At 64.3% G+C, this 13,726-nt stretch carries 14 protein-coding genes; 6 read left to right on the forward strand and 8 right to left on the reverse strand.

What is annotated here, in order from left to right; all coding sequences use genetic code 11:
- Positions 1-30: 30 nt before the first annotated feature.
- Complete coding sequence (locus tag QF015_RS12420) at positions 31-1,269, forward strand: pyridoxal phosphate-dependent aminotransferase (RefSeq protein WP_310210895.1); 1,239 nt, start codon at positions 31-33, stop codon at positions 1,267-1,269.
- Here the strand turns inward: QF015_RS12420 and QF015_RS12425 are convergent.
- Positions 1,266-2,303, reverse strand: a complete 1,038-nt coding sequence (locus QF015_RS12425) for an alcohol dehydrogenase catalytic domain-containing protein (RefSeq protein WP_429389358.1) — start codon at positions 2,301-2,303, stop codon at positions 1,266-1,268. The genes QF015_RS12420 and QF015_RS12425 overlap by 4 nt on opposite strands.
- An 85-nt stretch (positions 2,304-2,388) precedes the next feature.
- On the opposite strand from QF015_RS12425, the gene QF015_RS12430 reads away from it, so the two are divergent.
- Both QF015_RS12430 and QF015_RS12435 read left to right on the forward strand, forming a co-directional pair.
- Positions 2,389-2,847 carry a carboxymuconolactone decarboxylase family protein gene (locus QF015_RS12430; protein WP_310210900.1) on the forward strand — a complete coding sequence of 153 codons (459 nt, stop codon included), beginning with the start codon at positions 2,389-2,391 and terminating at the stop codon, positions 2,845-2,847.
- A gap of 17 nt (positions 2,848-2,864) precedes the next feature.
- Positions 2,865-3,764, forward strand: a complete 900-nt coding sequence (locus tag QF015_RS12435) for a sigma-70 family RNA polymerase sigma factor (RefSeq protein ID WP_310210903.1) — start codon at positions 2,865-2,867, stop codon at positions 3,762-3,764.
- 75 nt (positions 3,765-3,839) lie between these two features.
- On the opposite strand, the gene QF015_RS12440 is transcribed toward QF015_RS12435, so the two are convergent.
- Together QF015_RS12440 and QF015_RS12445 are read right to left on the reverse strand one after the other, a co-directional pair.
- The gene (locus QF015_RS12440; protein WP_310210906.1) at positions 3,840-4,313 is read right to left on the reverse strand and encodes a hypothetical protein; all 474 of its coding nucleotides are present in this window, start codon (positions 4,311-4,313) and stop codon (positions 3,840-3,842) included.
- Positions 4,314-4,333: 20 nt separating this feature from the next.
- The gene (locus tag QF015_RS12445) at positions 4,334-6,313 is read right to left on the reverse strand and encodes a primary-amine oxidase (RefSeq protein ID WP_429389361.1); all 1,980 of its coding nucleotides are present in this window, start codon (positions 6,311-6,313) and stop codon (positions 4,334-4,336) included.
- A gap of 123 nt (positions 6,314-6,436) precedes the next feature.
- On the opposite strand from QF015_RS12445, the gene QF015_RS12450 reads away from it, so the two are divergent.
- The gene (locus tag QF015_RS12450; RefSeq protein ID WP_310210912.1) at positions 6,437-7,027 is read left to right on the forward strand and encodes a TetR/AcrR family transcriptional regulator; all 591 of its coding nucleotides are present in this window, start codon (positions 6,437-6,439) and stop codon (positions 7,025-7,027) included.
- Here QF015_RS12450 and QF015_RS12455 read toward each other — a convergent pair.
- Positions 7,024-7,671 (reverse strand): LysE family translocator, encoded by a 648-nt coding sequence (locus QF015_RS12455; RefSeq protein WP_310210915.1) that lies wholly within the window; start codon positions 7,669-7,671, stop codon positions 7,024-7,026. The genes QF015_RS12450 and QF015_RS12455 overlap by 4 nt on opposite strands.
- A gap of 161 nt (positions 7,672-7,832) precedes the next feature.
- Between QF015_RS12455 and QF015_RS12460 the strand changes: the two genes are divergently transcribed.
- Entirely contained in the window at positions 7,833-9,245 is a 1,413-nt protein-coding gene (locus QF015_RS12460; RefSeq protein WP_310210975.1) for an aldehyde dehydrogenase family protein, read from the forward strand.
- A 143-nt stretch (positions 9,246-9,388) separates the two neighbouring features.
- Here QF015_RS12460 and QF015_RS12465 read toward each other — a convergent pair whose 3' ends face one another.
- Entirely contained in the window at positions 9,389-9,898 is a 510-nt protein-coding gene (locus QF015_RS12465; protein ID WP_429389364.1) for a hypothetical protein, read from the reverse strand.
- Positions 9,899-10,008: 110 nt separating this feature from the next.
- Between QF015_RS12465 and QF015_RS12470 the strand changes: the two genes are divergently transcribed.
- Positions 10,009-10,866: a prephenate dehydratase gene (locus tag QF015_RS12470; RefSeq protein WP_310210922.1), complete on the forward strand. Its 858-nt coding sequence runs from the start codon at positions 10,009-10,011 to the stop codon at positions 10,864-10,866.
- Between the two features lie 22 nt (positions 10,867-10,888).
- On the opposite strand, the gene QF015_RS12475 is transcribed toward QF015_RS12470, so the two are convergent.
- The 3 genes from QF015_RS12475 to QF015_RS12485 are packed head-to-tail and all read right to left on the reverse strand — an operon-like array spanning position 10,889 to position 13,710.
- The gene (locus QF015_RS12475) at positions 10,889-12,256 is read right to left on the reverse strand and encodes an NAD(P)-binding protein (RefSeq protein WP_429389366.1); all 1,368 of its coding nucleotides are present in this window, start codon (positions 12,254-12,256) and stop codon (positions 10,889-10,891) included.
- Between the two features lie 28 nt (positions 12,257-12,284).
- A complete protein-coding gene (gene trxB / locus QF015_RS12480; protein ID WP_310210928.1) occupies positions 12,285-13,262 on the reverse strand; it encodes a thioredoxin-disulfide reductase in 978 nt (325 codons plus the stop codon).
- A gap of 25 nt (positions 13,263-13,287) precedes the next feature.
- Positions 13,288-13,710: an arsenate reductase ArsC gene (locus tag QF015_RS12485; RefSeq protein WP_429389369.1), complete on the reverse strand. Its 423-nt coding sequence runs from the start codon at positions 13,708-13,710 to the stop codon at positions 13,288-13,290.
- Positions 13,711-13,726: the final 16 nt, after the last annotated feature.

A 13,726-nucleotide genomic window follows, 5' to 3' on the forward strand; every position in this document is an offset into this window, starting at 1 on the left:
GCCCTGCCCTGTGGCGTGAAAAGATCAACCATGCGTCCGATGCAGCATTCCAGCAAACTCCAGAACGTCCGCTATGAACTCCGCGGTCCCATCCTCCAAGCCGCCAAAGCCATGGAGGCCGAAGGACACCGCATCCTCAAGATGAACCTCGGGGACACGGCGCCGTTCGGGTTGGAGGCGCCGGAGTCCGTTGTGGTGGACATGATCCACCACCTCCGCGGCGCCCAGGGCTACAGCGATTCCAAAGGTATTTTCTCCGCCCGGACCGCCATCTCGCAGTACTACCAGACCCGCGGACTGATGACCATCGGCGTCGAGGATGTCTTCATTGGCAACGGCGTCAGCGAACTGATCTCCATGACACTGCAGGCCTTCATGGAAAACGGCGACGAGATCCTGATTCCGGCGCCGGACTACCCGCTCTGGACTGCTGCTGTGACCCTGACGGGCGGCCAGCCAGTGCACTACCTCTGCGATGAGGACGAGAACTGGTGGCCGGACATGGCCGACGTCGAAGCGAAGATCACCCCGCGCACCAAGGGCATTGTGATCATCAACCCGAACAACCCCACCGGCGCCGTCTACCCCCGCCACATCCTGGAGCAGTTTGCCGCCTTGGCCAGGAAGCATGACCTGGTGCTGTTTTCGGATGAGATCTACGAGAAGATCCGCTACGTCGACGCACCTCACATCCACACCGCCGCAGTGGCCGAGGACGTGTGCGTGCTCACCTTCAGCGGACTGTCCAAGGCGTACCGGATGCCCGGATACCGGGCCGGATGGGTCGCGGTGACTGGGCCCCTGACTGCCACCGCCGCCTACCGGGAATCCCTTGAACTGCTGGCCTCGCTGCGTCTTTGCGCCAACGTTCCTGCCCAGCACGCCATCCAGACCTGCCTTGGCGGATATCAGAGCATCGATGCCTTGATTCGGCCCGGAGGGCGGCTGCGCGAGCAACGGGACTTGGCGTGGAAGCTGTTGACCGCCATTCCCGGCGTCAGTTGCGTCCCAGCCGCCGGCGCCATGTACCTCTTCCCCCGGCTTGATCCGGAGATCTACCCCATCGCCTCGGACGAGAAATTCGTCCTGCAACTCCTGCAGGAACAGAAAATCCTGGTCTCGCACGGCACGGCCTTCAACTGGCCAACTCCGGACCACTTCCGTTTCGTGATCCTGCCGGCGGTGGAGGACATCGAGGAAGCCGTGCGCCGGATCGATCATTTCCTGGCCGCATACCGGAACCGACCGGCCGAGGAACCAGCCAGCTAGAGCGCGGGGTCCACCATGGTCATGCCGGCCGGGTTGGCCTTGTCGAAGCCGGGCAACAGTGCCGCTGCAGCTTCCAGCCCGATGGTACGTTCGATCAGCAGCTGCGGCTGGAGCGCGCCCTGCTCGATGAGCGTCATCATTCCCGGATAGTCCACAGCGGCCATGCCGTGGCTGCCCAACAGGTCCAGCTCCCACCCGATCACCCGTGCCATGGGCACTTGCGGGTTGCCGTCGATTGACGGCAACAAACCGATCTGGACGTGCCGGCCGCGGCGGCGAAGGCTGAGGATCGCGTCGGCACAGGTCTGTTCACTCCCGACGGCGTCAACGGCCACGTGGCTGCCTCCGCCGGAGAGGACGTTGATTGCGGCGGGGATGTCCGCACCGTCAGCCAACACTGTGTGCTCGGCGCCCAAGCGGGTTGCCACCGCCAGCGCCTCGGGGTTCCGGTCCACCGCGATCACCCGGGCTCCCATGGCCTTTGCGATCATCACTGCGCTCAGCCCTACCCCGCCCGCGCCCACCACGGTCACCCATTCCCCGGCTTTCACCTGCGCCCGGGCAGCCAGCGCTCGGTACGCCGTGGCGAAGCGGCACCCGAGGCTCGCCGCCGTCGTAAATTCAATACCGTCCGGGATGGCGACCAGGTTGCTGTCCGCAGCGTGCAGCGCCACATACTCGGCGAAGGATCCCCAGTGGGTGAATCCGGGTTGCTGCTGATCCGGGCAGACCTGCGCTTCCCCGGCCAGGCACCATTGGCAGGTACCGCATCCGCAGACGAAAGGAACTGTGACGCGGTCGCCGACTTTCCACCGCCGGACGTTTTCGCCGACGGCCTCGATGACACCTGCCAGCTCGTGGCCGGGAACGTGGGGCATGGCAATGTCATCATGGCCGGCCCACGCGTGCCAGTCGCTGCGGCACATACCTGTCGCCAACACTTTGACCACCACACCGCCGACGGGAGCCACGGGTTTGGCGACCTCCCGAACGTCGGGCTGGGTCCGGACTTCATCAAAAACTACTGCGCGCACGGACTGACTCTAACAATGCCTGTCACACTTCGGAGCCCGCCGACGACATCACTGATGTAACGCATCGTCTTTGGAAGGAACCAGCATGACCCGCATCAACATCGGACGCAGCAACAAACTCGGCTACGCTGCCGTGATCGGGCTGGAGGGCTACGCCCGCAAGTCCGTCGATCCTGATCTCTATGAACTGATCAAACTTCGCGCCTCCATCCTCAACGGCTGCGGATTCTGCGTCGACATGCACGCTACCGACGGCCGCAAGCGTGGAATCCCTGCCCGCAAGCTGCATGCCGTTGCCGCGTGGCAGCATTCCAAAGTCTTCTTCGATGCCCGCGAGCAGGCCGTGCTCGCTTTGACGGACGCCGTGACGCAGCTTGGCCCTGACACGGTGACCGACGAGGTTTGGAACGCTGCAGCCACGCATTTCGACGACAGCCAGATGGGTGGCCTGATCCTCGCCATCTCCACGATCAATGTGTGGAACAGGATTGCCATCAGCACCCAGATGGAGCCGCCCCTGGATGAGAAGAACCCGTTGGTCTGACCGGTAGCGTGATGGGCATGAGTCTTGCGGTGTCGGCCACTTCGGCGTGGCAGAGTGAACGGAATCGCCTCCTGGGAATCGCCTACAGAATGGTGGGCGACTTCGGCCACGCCGAGGACGTTGTTTCCGAAGTTGCGATCGATGCCGTGCAGCGGGAGCGCAAGGCGGGCGCTGACCGCGTGGACTCCTGGCCTGCGTGGCTGACAACCGTGTGCGTCCGGCGCTCCATTGACAGGGTCCGCCAGCTCGCGGCCGTACGGGAGGAATACACTGGCCCGTGGCTTCCGGAGCCCGTGGACACCTCCCGACTTCCGGAGGAAACGGTGGCCAACCGCGAGCTCTTGTCCCTGACGTTGCTGCATCTGGCGGAGCAGTTGGCACCCGAAGCCCGGGCCGCCCTGGTACTGCACCGGGCCTTTGGGATGTCCGCGCCGGAAATTGCGGACATCCTGGACAAGACCCCGGCCGCCGTACGCCAGATGATCTCGCGGGCCGAACGCCGCCTGGACATTGATCCGGACGCGCCAGCTCCCCGACCGAAGGACCGCTCCGTCCTGGAAAAGCTGGTGCAAGCCATAGAACAGGGTGAGATCGACACCGTGGTGGCCATGCTGGATCGGGACGCTGTCCTTTGGGCCGACGGCGGCGGCAAGGTCAAGAGCGCCATGAACCCGCTGTTCGGGGCGGCCCGGATCGCGCGTTTCTTCGGGGGCATCCTCGGGAAGGCCGTGGTCTTCGACCCCCTGCAACCTGTGCGCGCCTGGGTCATCGAGGTCAACGGCGGAGCGGCCATGGTATTGAGGCATCACGGCCGTTCCGACGTCATTGAAGTGGACGCAGCGCCGGACGGGACAATCCGCGCGCTGCGCCAACTCTCCAACCCGGACAAGCTCACCCGGATCACACTGGACGGCTAGGCCAGGCGTGGCTTGCTGACCTCGTTTGGGCTCCGGCTCGAGAGTTTGCAACCTGCCTTGGTTGAGTTCCAGCGATCACACCGGCAAAGAGGGTCGGGACCGCACAGCCGCCCGACGCCGGAGCCGCGCCACCAGCGTCGCGGCGAGTAACGCCGTCGTGATTTCCAGTCCGATGACCAGCAACAACCCGGCAGAGCCGGATAAACCAACAGTGCCGGAAGCATCAACAGCGTTCGACGCCGGCCTTCCGCCGTGGACGTGTCCGGCATCGCCCGCTCCCAGCAGCAGGACGGCATGGAGTCCCACCATGGCAAGGGCGGAGAAGGTCACCTGATGGAGTGCGCCTACCCTGCTGTGGCGCCAGATGTGAACTGTGCACGGGACGCAGACGGCGGCCAGGCCGACCATGAGGATGCCCAACCAAGCGTCATGATGTCCCGAGGCGGCGAGCCATAGGTGCACCAGGCACCCAACGGCGGTCAGAGCCGCGCAGATCCGGGGGTGCAGGACGGGGCCGGCTGATCGGACCCGTCCCGCGGTGGTGGTCATGTCCCTGTCCCGGGCTGCGTCTAGTGGCAGTGCCCGGCGGCTTCGCCGTGCTCCTTGCCGTGCCCGGCGGGTTCGCCGGCCTGCCCGCCTGCGGGTACGCTGTGGCAGCTGGAACCCGTGGCGTTGGCCGGCACATCCAGGACCGGGCTGCGGTCGAAGAAGCCTTCCGGGCGCAGCTTGAACCCGACCGTGTCCACGGGCATGATCGGCCAATCCTCCACACGCGGGAAGTGTGTCAGGCCGAAGGTGTGCCAGAGGACGATGTCCTGGCCGTCGATGTCGCGGTCCTGGGCAACGTAGGCCGGCAGGCCGGCGCCACCGGAGTGCTGGTTCACGAAGTCGCCCGTGGGATAGCGCTCCTCGTCGGCGTAGCGGGTGACCCACACATCCTTGGTGGCGAAGGCTGCCCGCTTGGCGATGGAGGAACCGGGATCGGCCAACAGCGTGGGCTGGTTCTCGGCGTGGAGCTTGTAGCCGGCCGGTTCACCCAAACGGTTCTTCGATTCCGGGTTGGAAATGATCCAGGTCCTGCCCGCGCGTGCGTCGGCTTCCCGGACGGCCTGGGACTCTGTGGCCAGGACAGTGCGCTTGCGGGAGAACGCATTGCCGCGCTCGTTCCCTTCGCCCATGGGTTGGCGGACCACGTCTTCTTCCTCCACACGGTTGGTGAAACCGTCAATGGCCATGTCCAGACGCGCGCTGAAGAGGTGCTGGTGGAAGGGCGCACCCAGCCCCGGGGCCAGCTGGGAAATATTGTCCGATCCGCCTTCAGGGAACGCGCTGGTGAACACGACGCCGGTGGCCTTGGCTTCGAACTCGATGGTGCCATCCAGATAGAGGTACCAGTAGAAGCCGTAGTCGTAGTTGCCGATGGTGGTGAAGAAGGAGATCACCAGGCGGCGGTTGCGGCGGGTGTAGTTGATGCCGGTCCAGAGGTCGGAGTGCTTGGAGAGAATTCCCCAGTCTTCCTCGTGCATGCAGATGCCGTTGCGGATTTCGCGGGGGTTGCCGAAGGCGTCGCTGATGACGGGGCTGAGGTAGGTGATGTCGCCCAGGCAGTCGCAGCCCAGTTCCAGGGAGTTGGCGTACTGGCCCACCAGGTATTCGCCGGTGTCGAAGTAGTTTTGCCAGGACCGGATGGGAGACGGGTCGCCATACGGGACCACCATCTCGGCGATGGAGGCGCGGTTGATGATGGGCCTGAGCCGGTCGCCGTCCTGGAAGGCGAGGTTGTGGAGGACCACTCCTTCGCGGACATCGAAGCCGACGTCCACGCTCCACTTTTCCCATTCGACGTGGTTGCCGCCGGTGACCGTGAAGCTCGGACCTTCGGGCTGCGTGATGCTGATGGGCTTTTGCGTGGTGCGGAGCGGTCCGGTCAGTTCGGGGTCTGTGTAATTTCCGTGCTCCGCGGGGATGGGCATGACACCGAGATCGATGACCTGGGTGACTTCCTTGTTGACCACATCCACGTAGGCCACCAGCCCGTCCACGGGGTGTGCCCAGGCGCTGTCCTCGGGGAAGTCCTGCACGAACGCGAGGCCGCGCAGGATGCGGCGGCCTTTCTCTTCGGCGTACTCAAAAACGCCCGCGGACAACGGAGCGACGCGGACCTTTTCAACGTCCAGGTCCCGGGCTGCCAGCGCGGCAAGCCAGCGCTCATCGGTGGCGAGGAGGGTCTCCACCACCTCGAACTCCTCTTCCAGCACGGGGAGTTCACCGGAGACCGTGGTGTCCAGCTCCTTGGCGGTGAGGACTTCGCCGCGGGTTACCGAAACCAGGACATCTGTGGGCGCCCCACCGGAGATGTCGTGGATGAAGACGCGGAATCGGCGGTCTTGCCCGGTGGCACCGCGGGAAGGGTCCACCAGCCCAAGGTAGGCGATCCGGTGTCCGCCCCCAAGGAGACCGGCAGCCTGCAGAATCCCTTGCACCTGCGAAATTTCGGCGCCCGTTGCCAGGCCGTACTGGTTTACTGTCTCAGTTGCTGTGGGCGTCATGGCTGCCTCTTGTCCGGGACCTATGATGGGTCGGGATTTATTTTCTATAGGTGTAGAGAATAACCAAAACGTAAGATGAGTCACAAGACCTTTCCGCCGATTATTTTTCCGGGAGACCACCCAGTGCCAAAGATTGTGGACCACGATCAACGACGCCTCGAGCTGGTCGACGCAACGTGGCGGATCATTGCCCGGCTCGGCATGGAAGGTGCCACCATGCGGGAAATCGCCGAGGAAGCAGGTTTCGCCAACGGCGCCTTGAAGCCCTATTTCCCCACCAAGGACCTGCTGCTGACCTCAGCTTTCGGCCACGTCTTCAACCGCACCAACCAGCGCATCGCCACGATGACCGAGGGACTGTCAGGCGTCGCTGCGCTTCGCGCGTTCTGCGCTGAAGTTCTTCCGCTGGACGAGGAACGCGTCAACGAGGCCCGGATTGTGATTCCGTTCTGGCAGAAGGCCCTCAACGACGCTGACATGGCTGCGCTCCACAGCGAGTCCATGAGCCAGTGGCACACCACCATCACCGCGCACACCGCAGCAGCCCGCGCGGCCGGTGAGATCAAAGCCCCCATCGGGGACGCCGCCGTCGCCGATCACCTGCTGAACATGATGCTGGGGGCGCAGATCGTCGCGGCACTTTCCCCTGCGGAGCATTTCTCCCAGGATCTTTCCGGACAGCTGGATAACTACCTGGCGCTGCTGGCGGCTTAGCTGGTGGCGCCCGAGGCCACCACGCCGACGCCGAGACCGGCGATCACGCCGCTGCTGACACGTTCGACGACGGTGCTCACCTTGGGTCGTTTGAGCCACCGCATCGCTTTGAAGGCCACGACGGCGATCATCGAGAGGTACGCGAAGGCGATCACTGCAACGACGACGCCCAGAATGAGCGAGGTACCCATGGTGTCGCCGCCGTGCGGGATGAACTGCGGGACCACGGCCAGGTAGAACAAGCCAACCTTGGGGTTGAGGAGCGTGGAGAGCGCGCCCGCGGCGAATGCTGAGAGACGGTTGTAAGGGAGGGGCGCGTTCTCCTCCGCTGTTCCGGCTGCCCCAGATGCTTTGGCTGCCTTGCGTGACTTGATGAACGACGAAACTCCGAGGTACAGCAAGTACAAGCCGCCGGCGATCTTGACCCACCGAAACAGTTCCGCGGACTGCTCCAGGAGGGCGGCCAGGCCGACGCCCACCAGCCCGGCCCAAACGATCGCCGCCGCGGAAGACCCGGCAGCCGCAGCGATTCCCGCGCTGGGCCGGTTCAGCGCGATGCGCAGCACGAGGAACGTGTCCGGACCGGGAGTGACGGACAAGACGAGGCAGAGACCGGCGAAGGCCGCAAGGGAAGCAAGAGTCACAAGCTCGATTATCGGGCACGGCGGCACGCACGGAAAGCGTTCGCTTCCCGTCAAGGGCTGTTCGTTCAACGACAAGGCGGGAACGCGTGACGCCGACCACACTGGAAACATCGGCGCGCGCCTCACCGGCCGCCAAGACTTACTACCCGAGCGGAGTACCAATGGAGACTTACGACGCCCTGCTGGCCTCGATCACCCCGGCCACCGGCCAGAACAGCCGCACCATCCTTGACCCTGCAACGGGTGAAGCCGTTGGCGAAGCCCCCGTGCACACCGTCCAGGATCTTGAAGCAGCCATCACCGCCGCCACGGCAGCGCAACCTGCCTGGGCTGCCCTGGGCCACGACGCCAGGTCCGCTGCGCTCATGAAAGCAGCCGACGCCGTCGAACGCTCCGCAGAAGAACTCGCCCAACTGCTCTCCCGGGAGCAAGGCAAGCCGCTGAACGGTCCGAATGCCCGCTTCGAAGTCGGCGCCTGCGCCGCCTGGCTCCGCGCCACTGCCGCTACCCCGCTCGACCCTGAAACAGTGGTGGATGACGGCGAGACCCACGCTGAACTGCATTACCGGCCCATCGGCGTCGTCGGTGCCATTGGCCCGTGGAACTGGCCCATGATGATCACCGTCTGGCAGATCGCCCCGGCCCTCCGCATGGGCAACGCCGTGGTGGTCAAGCCGTCCGAATACACCCCGCTGTCCGTGCTGGCACTGGCCTCGATCATCAACGAGGAGCTGCCCGAGGGTCTGCTGTCCGTGGTCTCCGGTGGCCGCGACGTCGGTGAAGCGCTGGCCTCGCACGACGCGATCGGCAAGGTCATGTTCACCGGCTCCACCGCCACGGGCAAGGCGATCATTCGCTCGTCTGCCGATACCGTCAAGCGACTCACACTGGAGCTCGGCGGCAACGACGCCGGTATCGTCCTGCCCGATTCGGACCCCAAAGCCATTGCTGAGGGGCTGTTCTGGGGCGCCTTCATCAACACCGGCCAGACCTGCGCCGCCCTGAAGCGCCTCTACGTCCACGAGTCGCAGTACGAGGCCGTATGTTCAGAGCTCACTGCTGTTGCTGCGGCGATGCCCATGGGCAACGGCCTGGACGAGAACAACGTCCTCGGGCCGCTGCAGAACCGCGCCCAATACGACATCGTCGCCCGCTTGGTCGAGGCTGCCCGCGATTCCGGCGCACGGGTATTGATCGGCGGGAACCCCGACGCCGACGCCCCGGGCAACTTCTACCCCACCACCCTGGTGGCGGACATCGACAACGACAACCCGCTGGTGGCCGAGGAACAGTTCGGACCCGCCCTGCCGATCATCAAGTACAGCACCATTGATGAGGCGGTCGCCAAGGCGAACGCGCTCGACGTCGGACTGGGCGCCTCGGTCTGGTCCTCCGACCTGGGTGCCGCGCGCGAGGTCGCCTCACGCATCCAGGCCGGAACAGTATGGATCAACAAGCACGGCGCCGTGGATCCCCGCGTCCCGTTCGGTGGGGCGAAGCAGTCCGGCTACGGCCTGGAGTTCGGCGCCGAAGGCCTCAAGGCCCTGGGCGTCCCGCAGGTCATCAACGGCTGACATCTCCTTCCCAAACCAGGTGGCAGCTAACGCCCTTTGGACTTTCCCATAAGGGCGTTAGCTGCTGCCCAGTTGGGTTTTCGGGCGCCCGCCCGGGGTTTCGGAACGGTGGGAGAAGCCTGAAAAGGCACTTCGGCCTCAAACTAGCGCCGGGAGAATCGAACTGGCGCGGGGAGAACGGCGACTGCAAGGATGACCGCACCGCACCCGACCACGGCAACACCGGCCCATGAAGGATCACAGCGGATCAGGATCGCCGCCGCCAAAGCCACGACTCCCGTCCCTGCGAGTAAGGGTCGCCGGGCGCTGGTACCCCAAGCCAGGAGCGCGACGCCGTAAAACGGGCTGTAGTGGAAGCCGAACGCCGTGTCTGCGACGAAGAAAGCTACGGCAGCGAAGCAGAGCAGCCCGGAGGCGCTGGTCCGATGAGCCAGCCGTCGACAGTAAAGGTAAACCGCAAGGGCGGACAGAAAGGGCAACGCCCGCGTGACAGCAGGCCACGGTTCGGTCGCCGGCCCGCCGTTGCGTGTTGCACTGGACAACAGGATGGCCCATAGAAGAGCGCACAGTCCGATGACTATGCCCGCGAACGTTGCAATCCGCTGCTCTTTGGCTGCTGTCTCTTGCCCTTGGAACTCTTGCGCAGCGGTCATCGGCTGCCCCCAATCCTTGCTGCGAACTTAGAGAGGGCGGCCTCGCCTTGTCCAGTCACAGGGTGGACGCGTTTGGGCCGCCGGGCGTTCCGCGTGTAACCATGAGCACCATGTCCCAGAAGATTGCGTACCAAGGTGAGCCGGGAGCCAATTCGGATCTCGCATGCAAGGAAATGTTCCCCGAACTCGAAAGCGTTCCGTGTGCCAGCTTTGAGGACGCGTTTGAACTGGTATCCACCGGCGAAGTAGAGCTGGCCATGATCCCGATCGAAAACTCGATTGCGGGCAGGGTGGCGGACATCCACGTGCTCCTCCCCCAGTCCAAGCTGCAGATCGTTGGCGAGTATTTCCTGCCCATCCGCTTCGACCTCATGGGGATTCCAGGGAGCACCATCGAGGGAGCCACGGAAGTTCACAGCCACATCCACGCTCTGGGACAGTGCCGCCGCCTCATCAGGGAAGCCGGACTCAAGCCTGTGATCGCCGGTGACACTGCCGGTTCAGCCCGCGAGGTCCGGGACTGGAACGATCCCCGCAAGCTGTCCCTCGCTCCACCCCTCGCGGCGCAGCTGTACGGGCTGGAAGTGCTGGCTTCCGGCGTCGAGGACGACCCCACCAACACCACGCGCTTTGTTGTCCTTGCCCGGGAACGTGAGCTTCCCACCAAGGAGGAACTGCCGGGACCTGCCATCACCAGTTTTGTTTTCCGTGTCCGCAACGTTCCGTCCGCCCTCTACAAGGCGCTCGGCGGATTTGCGACCAACGGCCTGAACATGACGCGTCTGGAAAGCTACATGGTGGGCGACGAGTTCGCGGCCACCATGTTCCTTTCCGACGTCGAAGGCCACCCGGAGGACGCCCGTCTCCGCCGGGCGCTGGAGGAACTTGAGTTCTTCACCACCGAGGTACGGGTCCTGGGCGTTTACGCCGCGGATGGTTACCGCGAGCGGAACACCGTCAGCGTCTAGGCCACGTTGAGTGCCGCGGCACCTACACGCCGGAACGGCCGTGAGCCAGTCCTGTCGGGATACCGATGAGCACCGGTTCCGGAGCGGAACAGCAGCCTCCTTCTGCCACTTCTTTTGTCTCAGTGGCAGGAACGTCACAACTTGTCGCGGCATCGGAGGAGCAAACTCCGGTCTCCGGTAGCTCAAGGTGAACAGTGTCCGCCGCAACCTGATCCCCGGCGAGCGCAGCGGCCACTGAACGGACCTGCTCGTAGCCCGTAGCCAGCAAGAACGTTGGGGCCCGGCCGTAGGACTTCATGCCCACGATGTAGAAGCCTTTCTCCGGGTGGGCGAGGACCTTGGCTCCATGCGGAGGTACGGTGCCGCAGGAGTGGAATTCAGGATCAATCAGCGGACCCAGTTCCGTCGGCGCTTCAACTGCAGGGTCCAAGCTGAGGCGCAGTTCGCGGAGCATCTCAAGATTGGGGCGAAAGCCGGTACAAGGCACGACGACGTCCGTCACCAGAGCGCGTCCGTCACCGGCGGTCACGGTGAGGCCGCGCTCGGCATCGAACAGGGAACTGATGCCGAAGCCCGTGTGCAGTTTGATCTTTCCGGCATCCACCAAGCGACGAAGCCTGGCTCCGAGCTGCCCGCGTGCGGGCAGACCGTCGGCATCACCGCCGCCGTAGACCTTGCTGGCCGAGGCCCCACGCACTGCCCAGAGGATGCGGGTGTCCGGCTCATCTTTGGCCAATTCCGAAAGATTGATCAGCGTGTTGGCTGCTGAGTGCCCAGCACCCACCACCAGGACACGGCGTCCAGCGAAAGCTGCCCGGTCCCGGCCCATGACGTCGGGCAAAGGCGATGAGATCCGGTGGCCCGCACCAGCTTCTCCGATGGCTGGCAGGCCCGAGGTCCCCAAGGGATTGCGGGTGGACCACGTCCCGGAAGCATCGATGACCGCTGAGACGATGTGGTCCCGCACGTCGCCGCCACGGTGATCAACCCGCACGACGAATGGCGTAGCCTCCCGGTCACCCCCATGGGTTTTGTCCTTGCCCTGCCTGGTCACCGCGAGGACCCGTGATTCTGTGTGAAGTGTGGCTGCGATCTGCGGAGTTGACGCCAGGGGCACCAGGTATGAGTCAATGAGTTCCCCACCGTAGGGCAGCGCCGTCGGACGTGGTGACTCCCAGCCCGTGGGCTGAAGCAAGCGGACGGCGGCGGCATCGACATTGAACCGCCATGGTGAGAACAACCGGATGTGACGCCACTGCTCAATGGCAGCACCAGGGGTTCCGCCGGCCTCAAAGATCATCGGCTCCAGACCGCGTTCAAGCAAGTGGGCTGCTGCGGCCAAGCCGACAGGGCCGGCACCGATGACGGCGACAGGAAGGTTCTCAATCATGGGTAACTCATACCTCCATTGCTTAGGCTCAGAAGTGGGTGGGCTCGTCGACAAGTGCCGTGGCGATGCTGTCGGCGTCGTCCAGGGCTGCGAGATAGCGCTCGGCATCCAGGGCGGCTGCGCAACCTGTGCCGGCCGCCGTGATGGCTTGGCGGTACCGGTGATCCACAGCATCGCCGCACGCGAACACGCCGGAGAGGTTGGTCATCGTGGTGGGTGAGGCCACCTTGATGTACCCCTCGGCGTCGAGGTCCACTTGTCCCTCCACGAGTTCTGTCCGCGGCAAGTGACCGATGGCTACGAAGATTCCTGTGGCCGCCTGCTCGCGGGTTTCACCGGTCTGTGTGTCCTTAAGCGTCACCCCAGTGACCTTCGTGTCTCCATGGATGGCAGTGATGGCTGAATTCCACGCGAAGGTGATCTTGGGGTTGTCCTTGGCGCGCTGGGCCATGATGCGGGATGCCCGTAGCTCACCCTTCCGGACCACCACCGTGACGGACTTCCCGAAGCGCGTCAGGAAGGTGGCTTCTTCCATGGCGGAGTCGCCGCCGCCTACGACGATGATGTCCTGCTCACGGAAGAAGAAGCCATCGCATGTGGCACACCAGGACACTCCGTGGCCGCTGAGCTTCTTCTCTTCGGGCAGGCCTAACTCTTTATAGGCAGAACCTGTGGCGAGGATGACGGCAGGTGCCTCGTGGGTCTCACCGGCTCCGGTGACTACGCGTTTGAGGTGACCCTTGAGATCAACCTCCGTGACGTCGTCGAACACTATCCGCGCGCCGAACTTTTCCGCCTGTTCCTGGAGACCGTCCATGAGCTCAGGCCCTTGGATACCGCCCGGGAAACCGGGGAAGTTCTCCACTTCCGTGGTGTTCATGAGGGCGCCGCCAGCAGTGACCGAGCCAGCCAGAACCAAGGGGTTCAACCCCGCGCGGGCCGCGTAGATCGCAGCTGTGTAGCCGGCAGGGCCGGAACCTATGATGATCAGTTGTTCGTTGCTCACGGAAATCGCTCCTGGATGCTCGGATTTACTTGGCTGCGGGGATCAGTGATGCGATCAGATTCTCGATGCGGGTCTTGATCTCATCGCGGATGGGACGGACGGCGTCTACGCCTTGCCCGGCAGGGTCCTCGAGAACCCAGTCCTCGTATCGTTTTCCCGGGAAATATGGACATTCGTCGCCGCAGCCCATGGTCACCACGACGTCGGATTCCTTGACGGCCTCGGTAGTGAGGACCTTGGGGATCTCTGATGACATGTCGATGCCCAGCTCAGCCATCGCTTCAACGGCAGCGGGATTGACCTTGTCAGCCGGCTGCGACCCAGCAGAGCGGACCTCGATGGCGCCGTCGGAAAGGGTGGTGAGGAAGGCGGCGGCCATCTGCGAGCGCCCTGCGTTGTGAACGCAGACGAACAGCACCGACGGCTTCCTGGCAGTGGGGGTGGTCATGGATTCTCCTTGAGGG

Origin of the sequence: Paenarthrobacter sp. TE4293 (assembly GCF_050435325.1) — a bacterium.
In the GTDB taxonomy this organism is placed as follows: Bacteria; Actinomycetota; Actinomycetes; order Actinomycetales; family Micrococcaceae; genus Arthrobacter; species Arthrobacter nitroguajacolicus_C.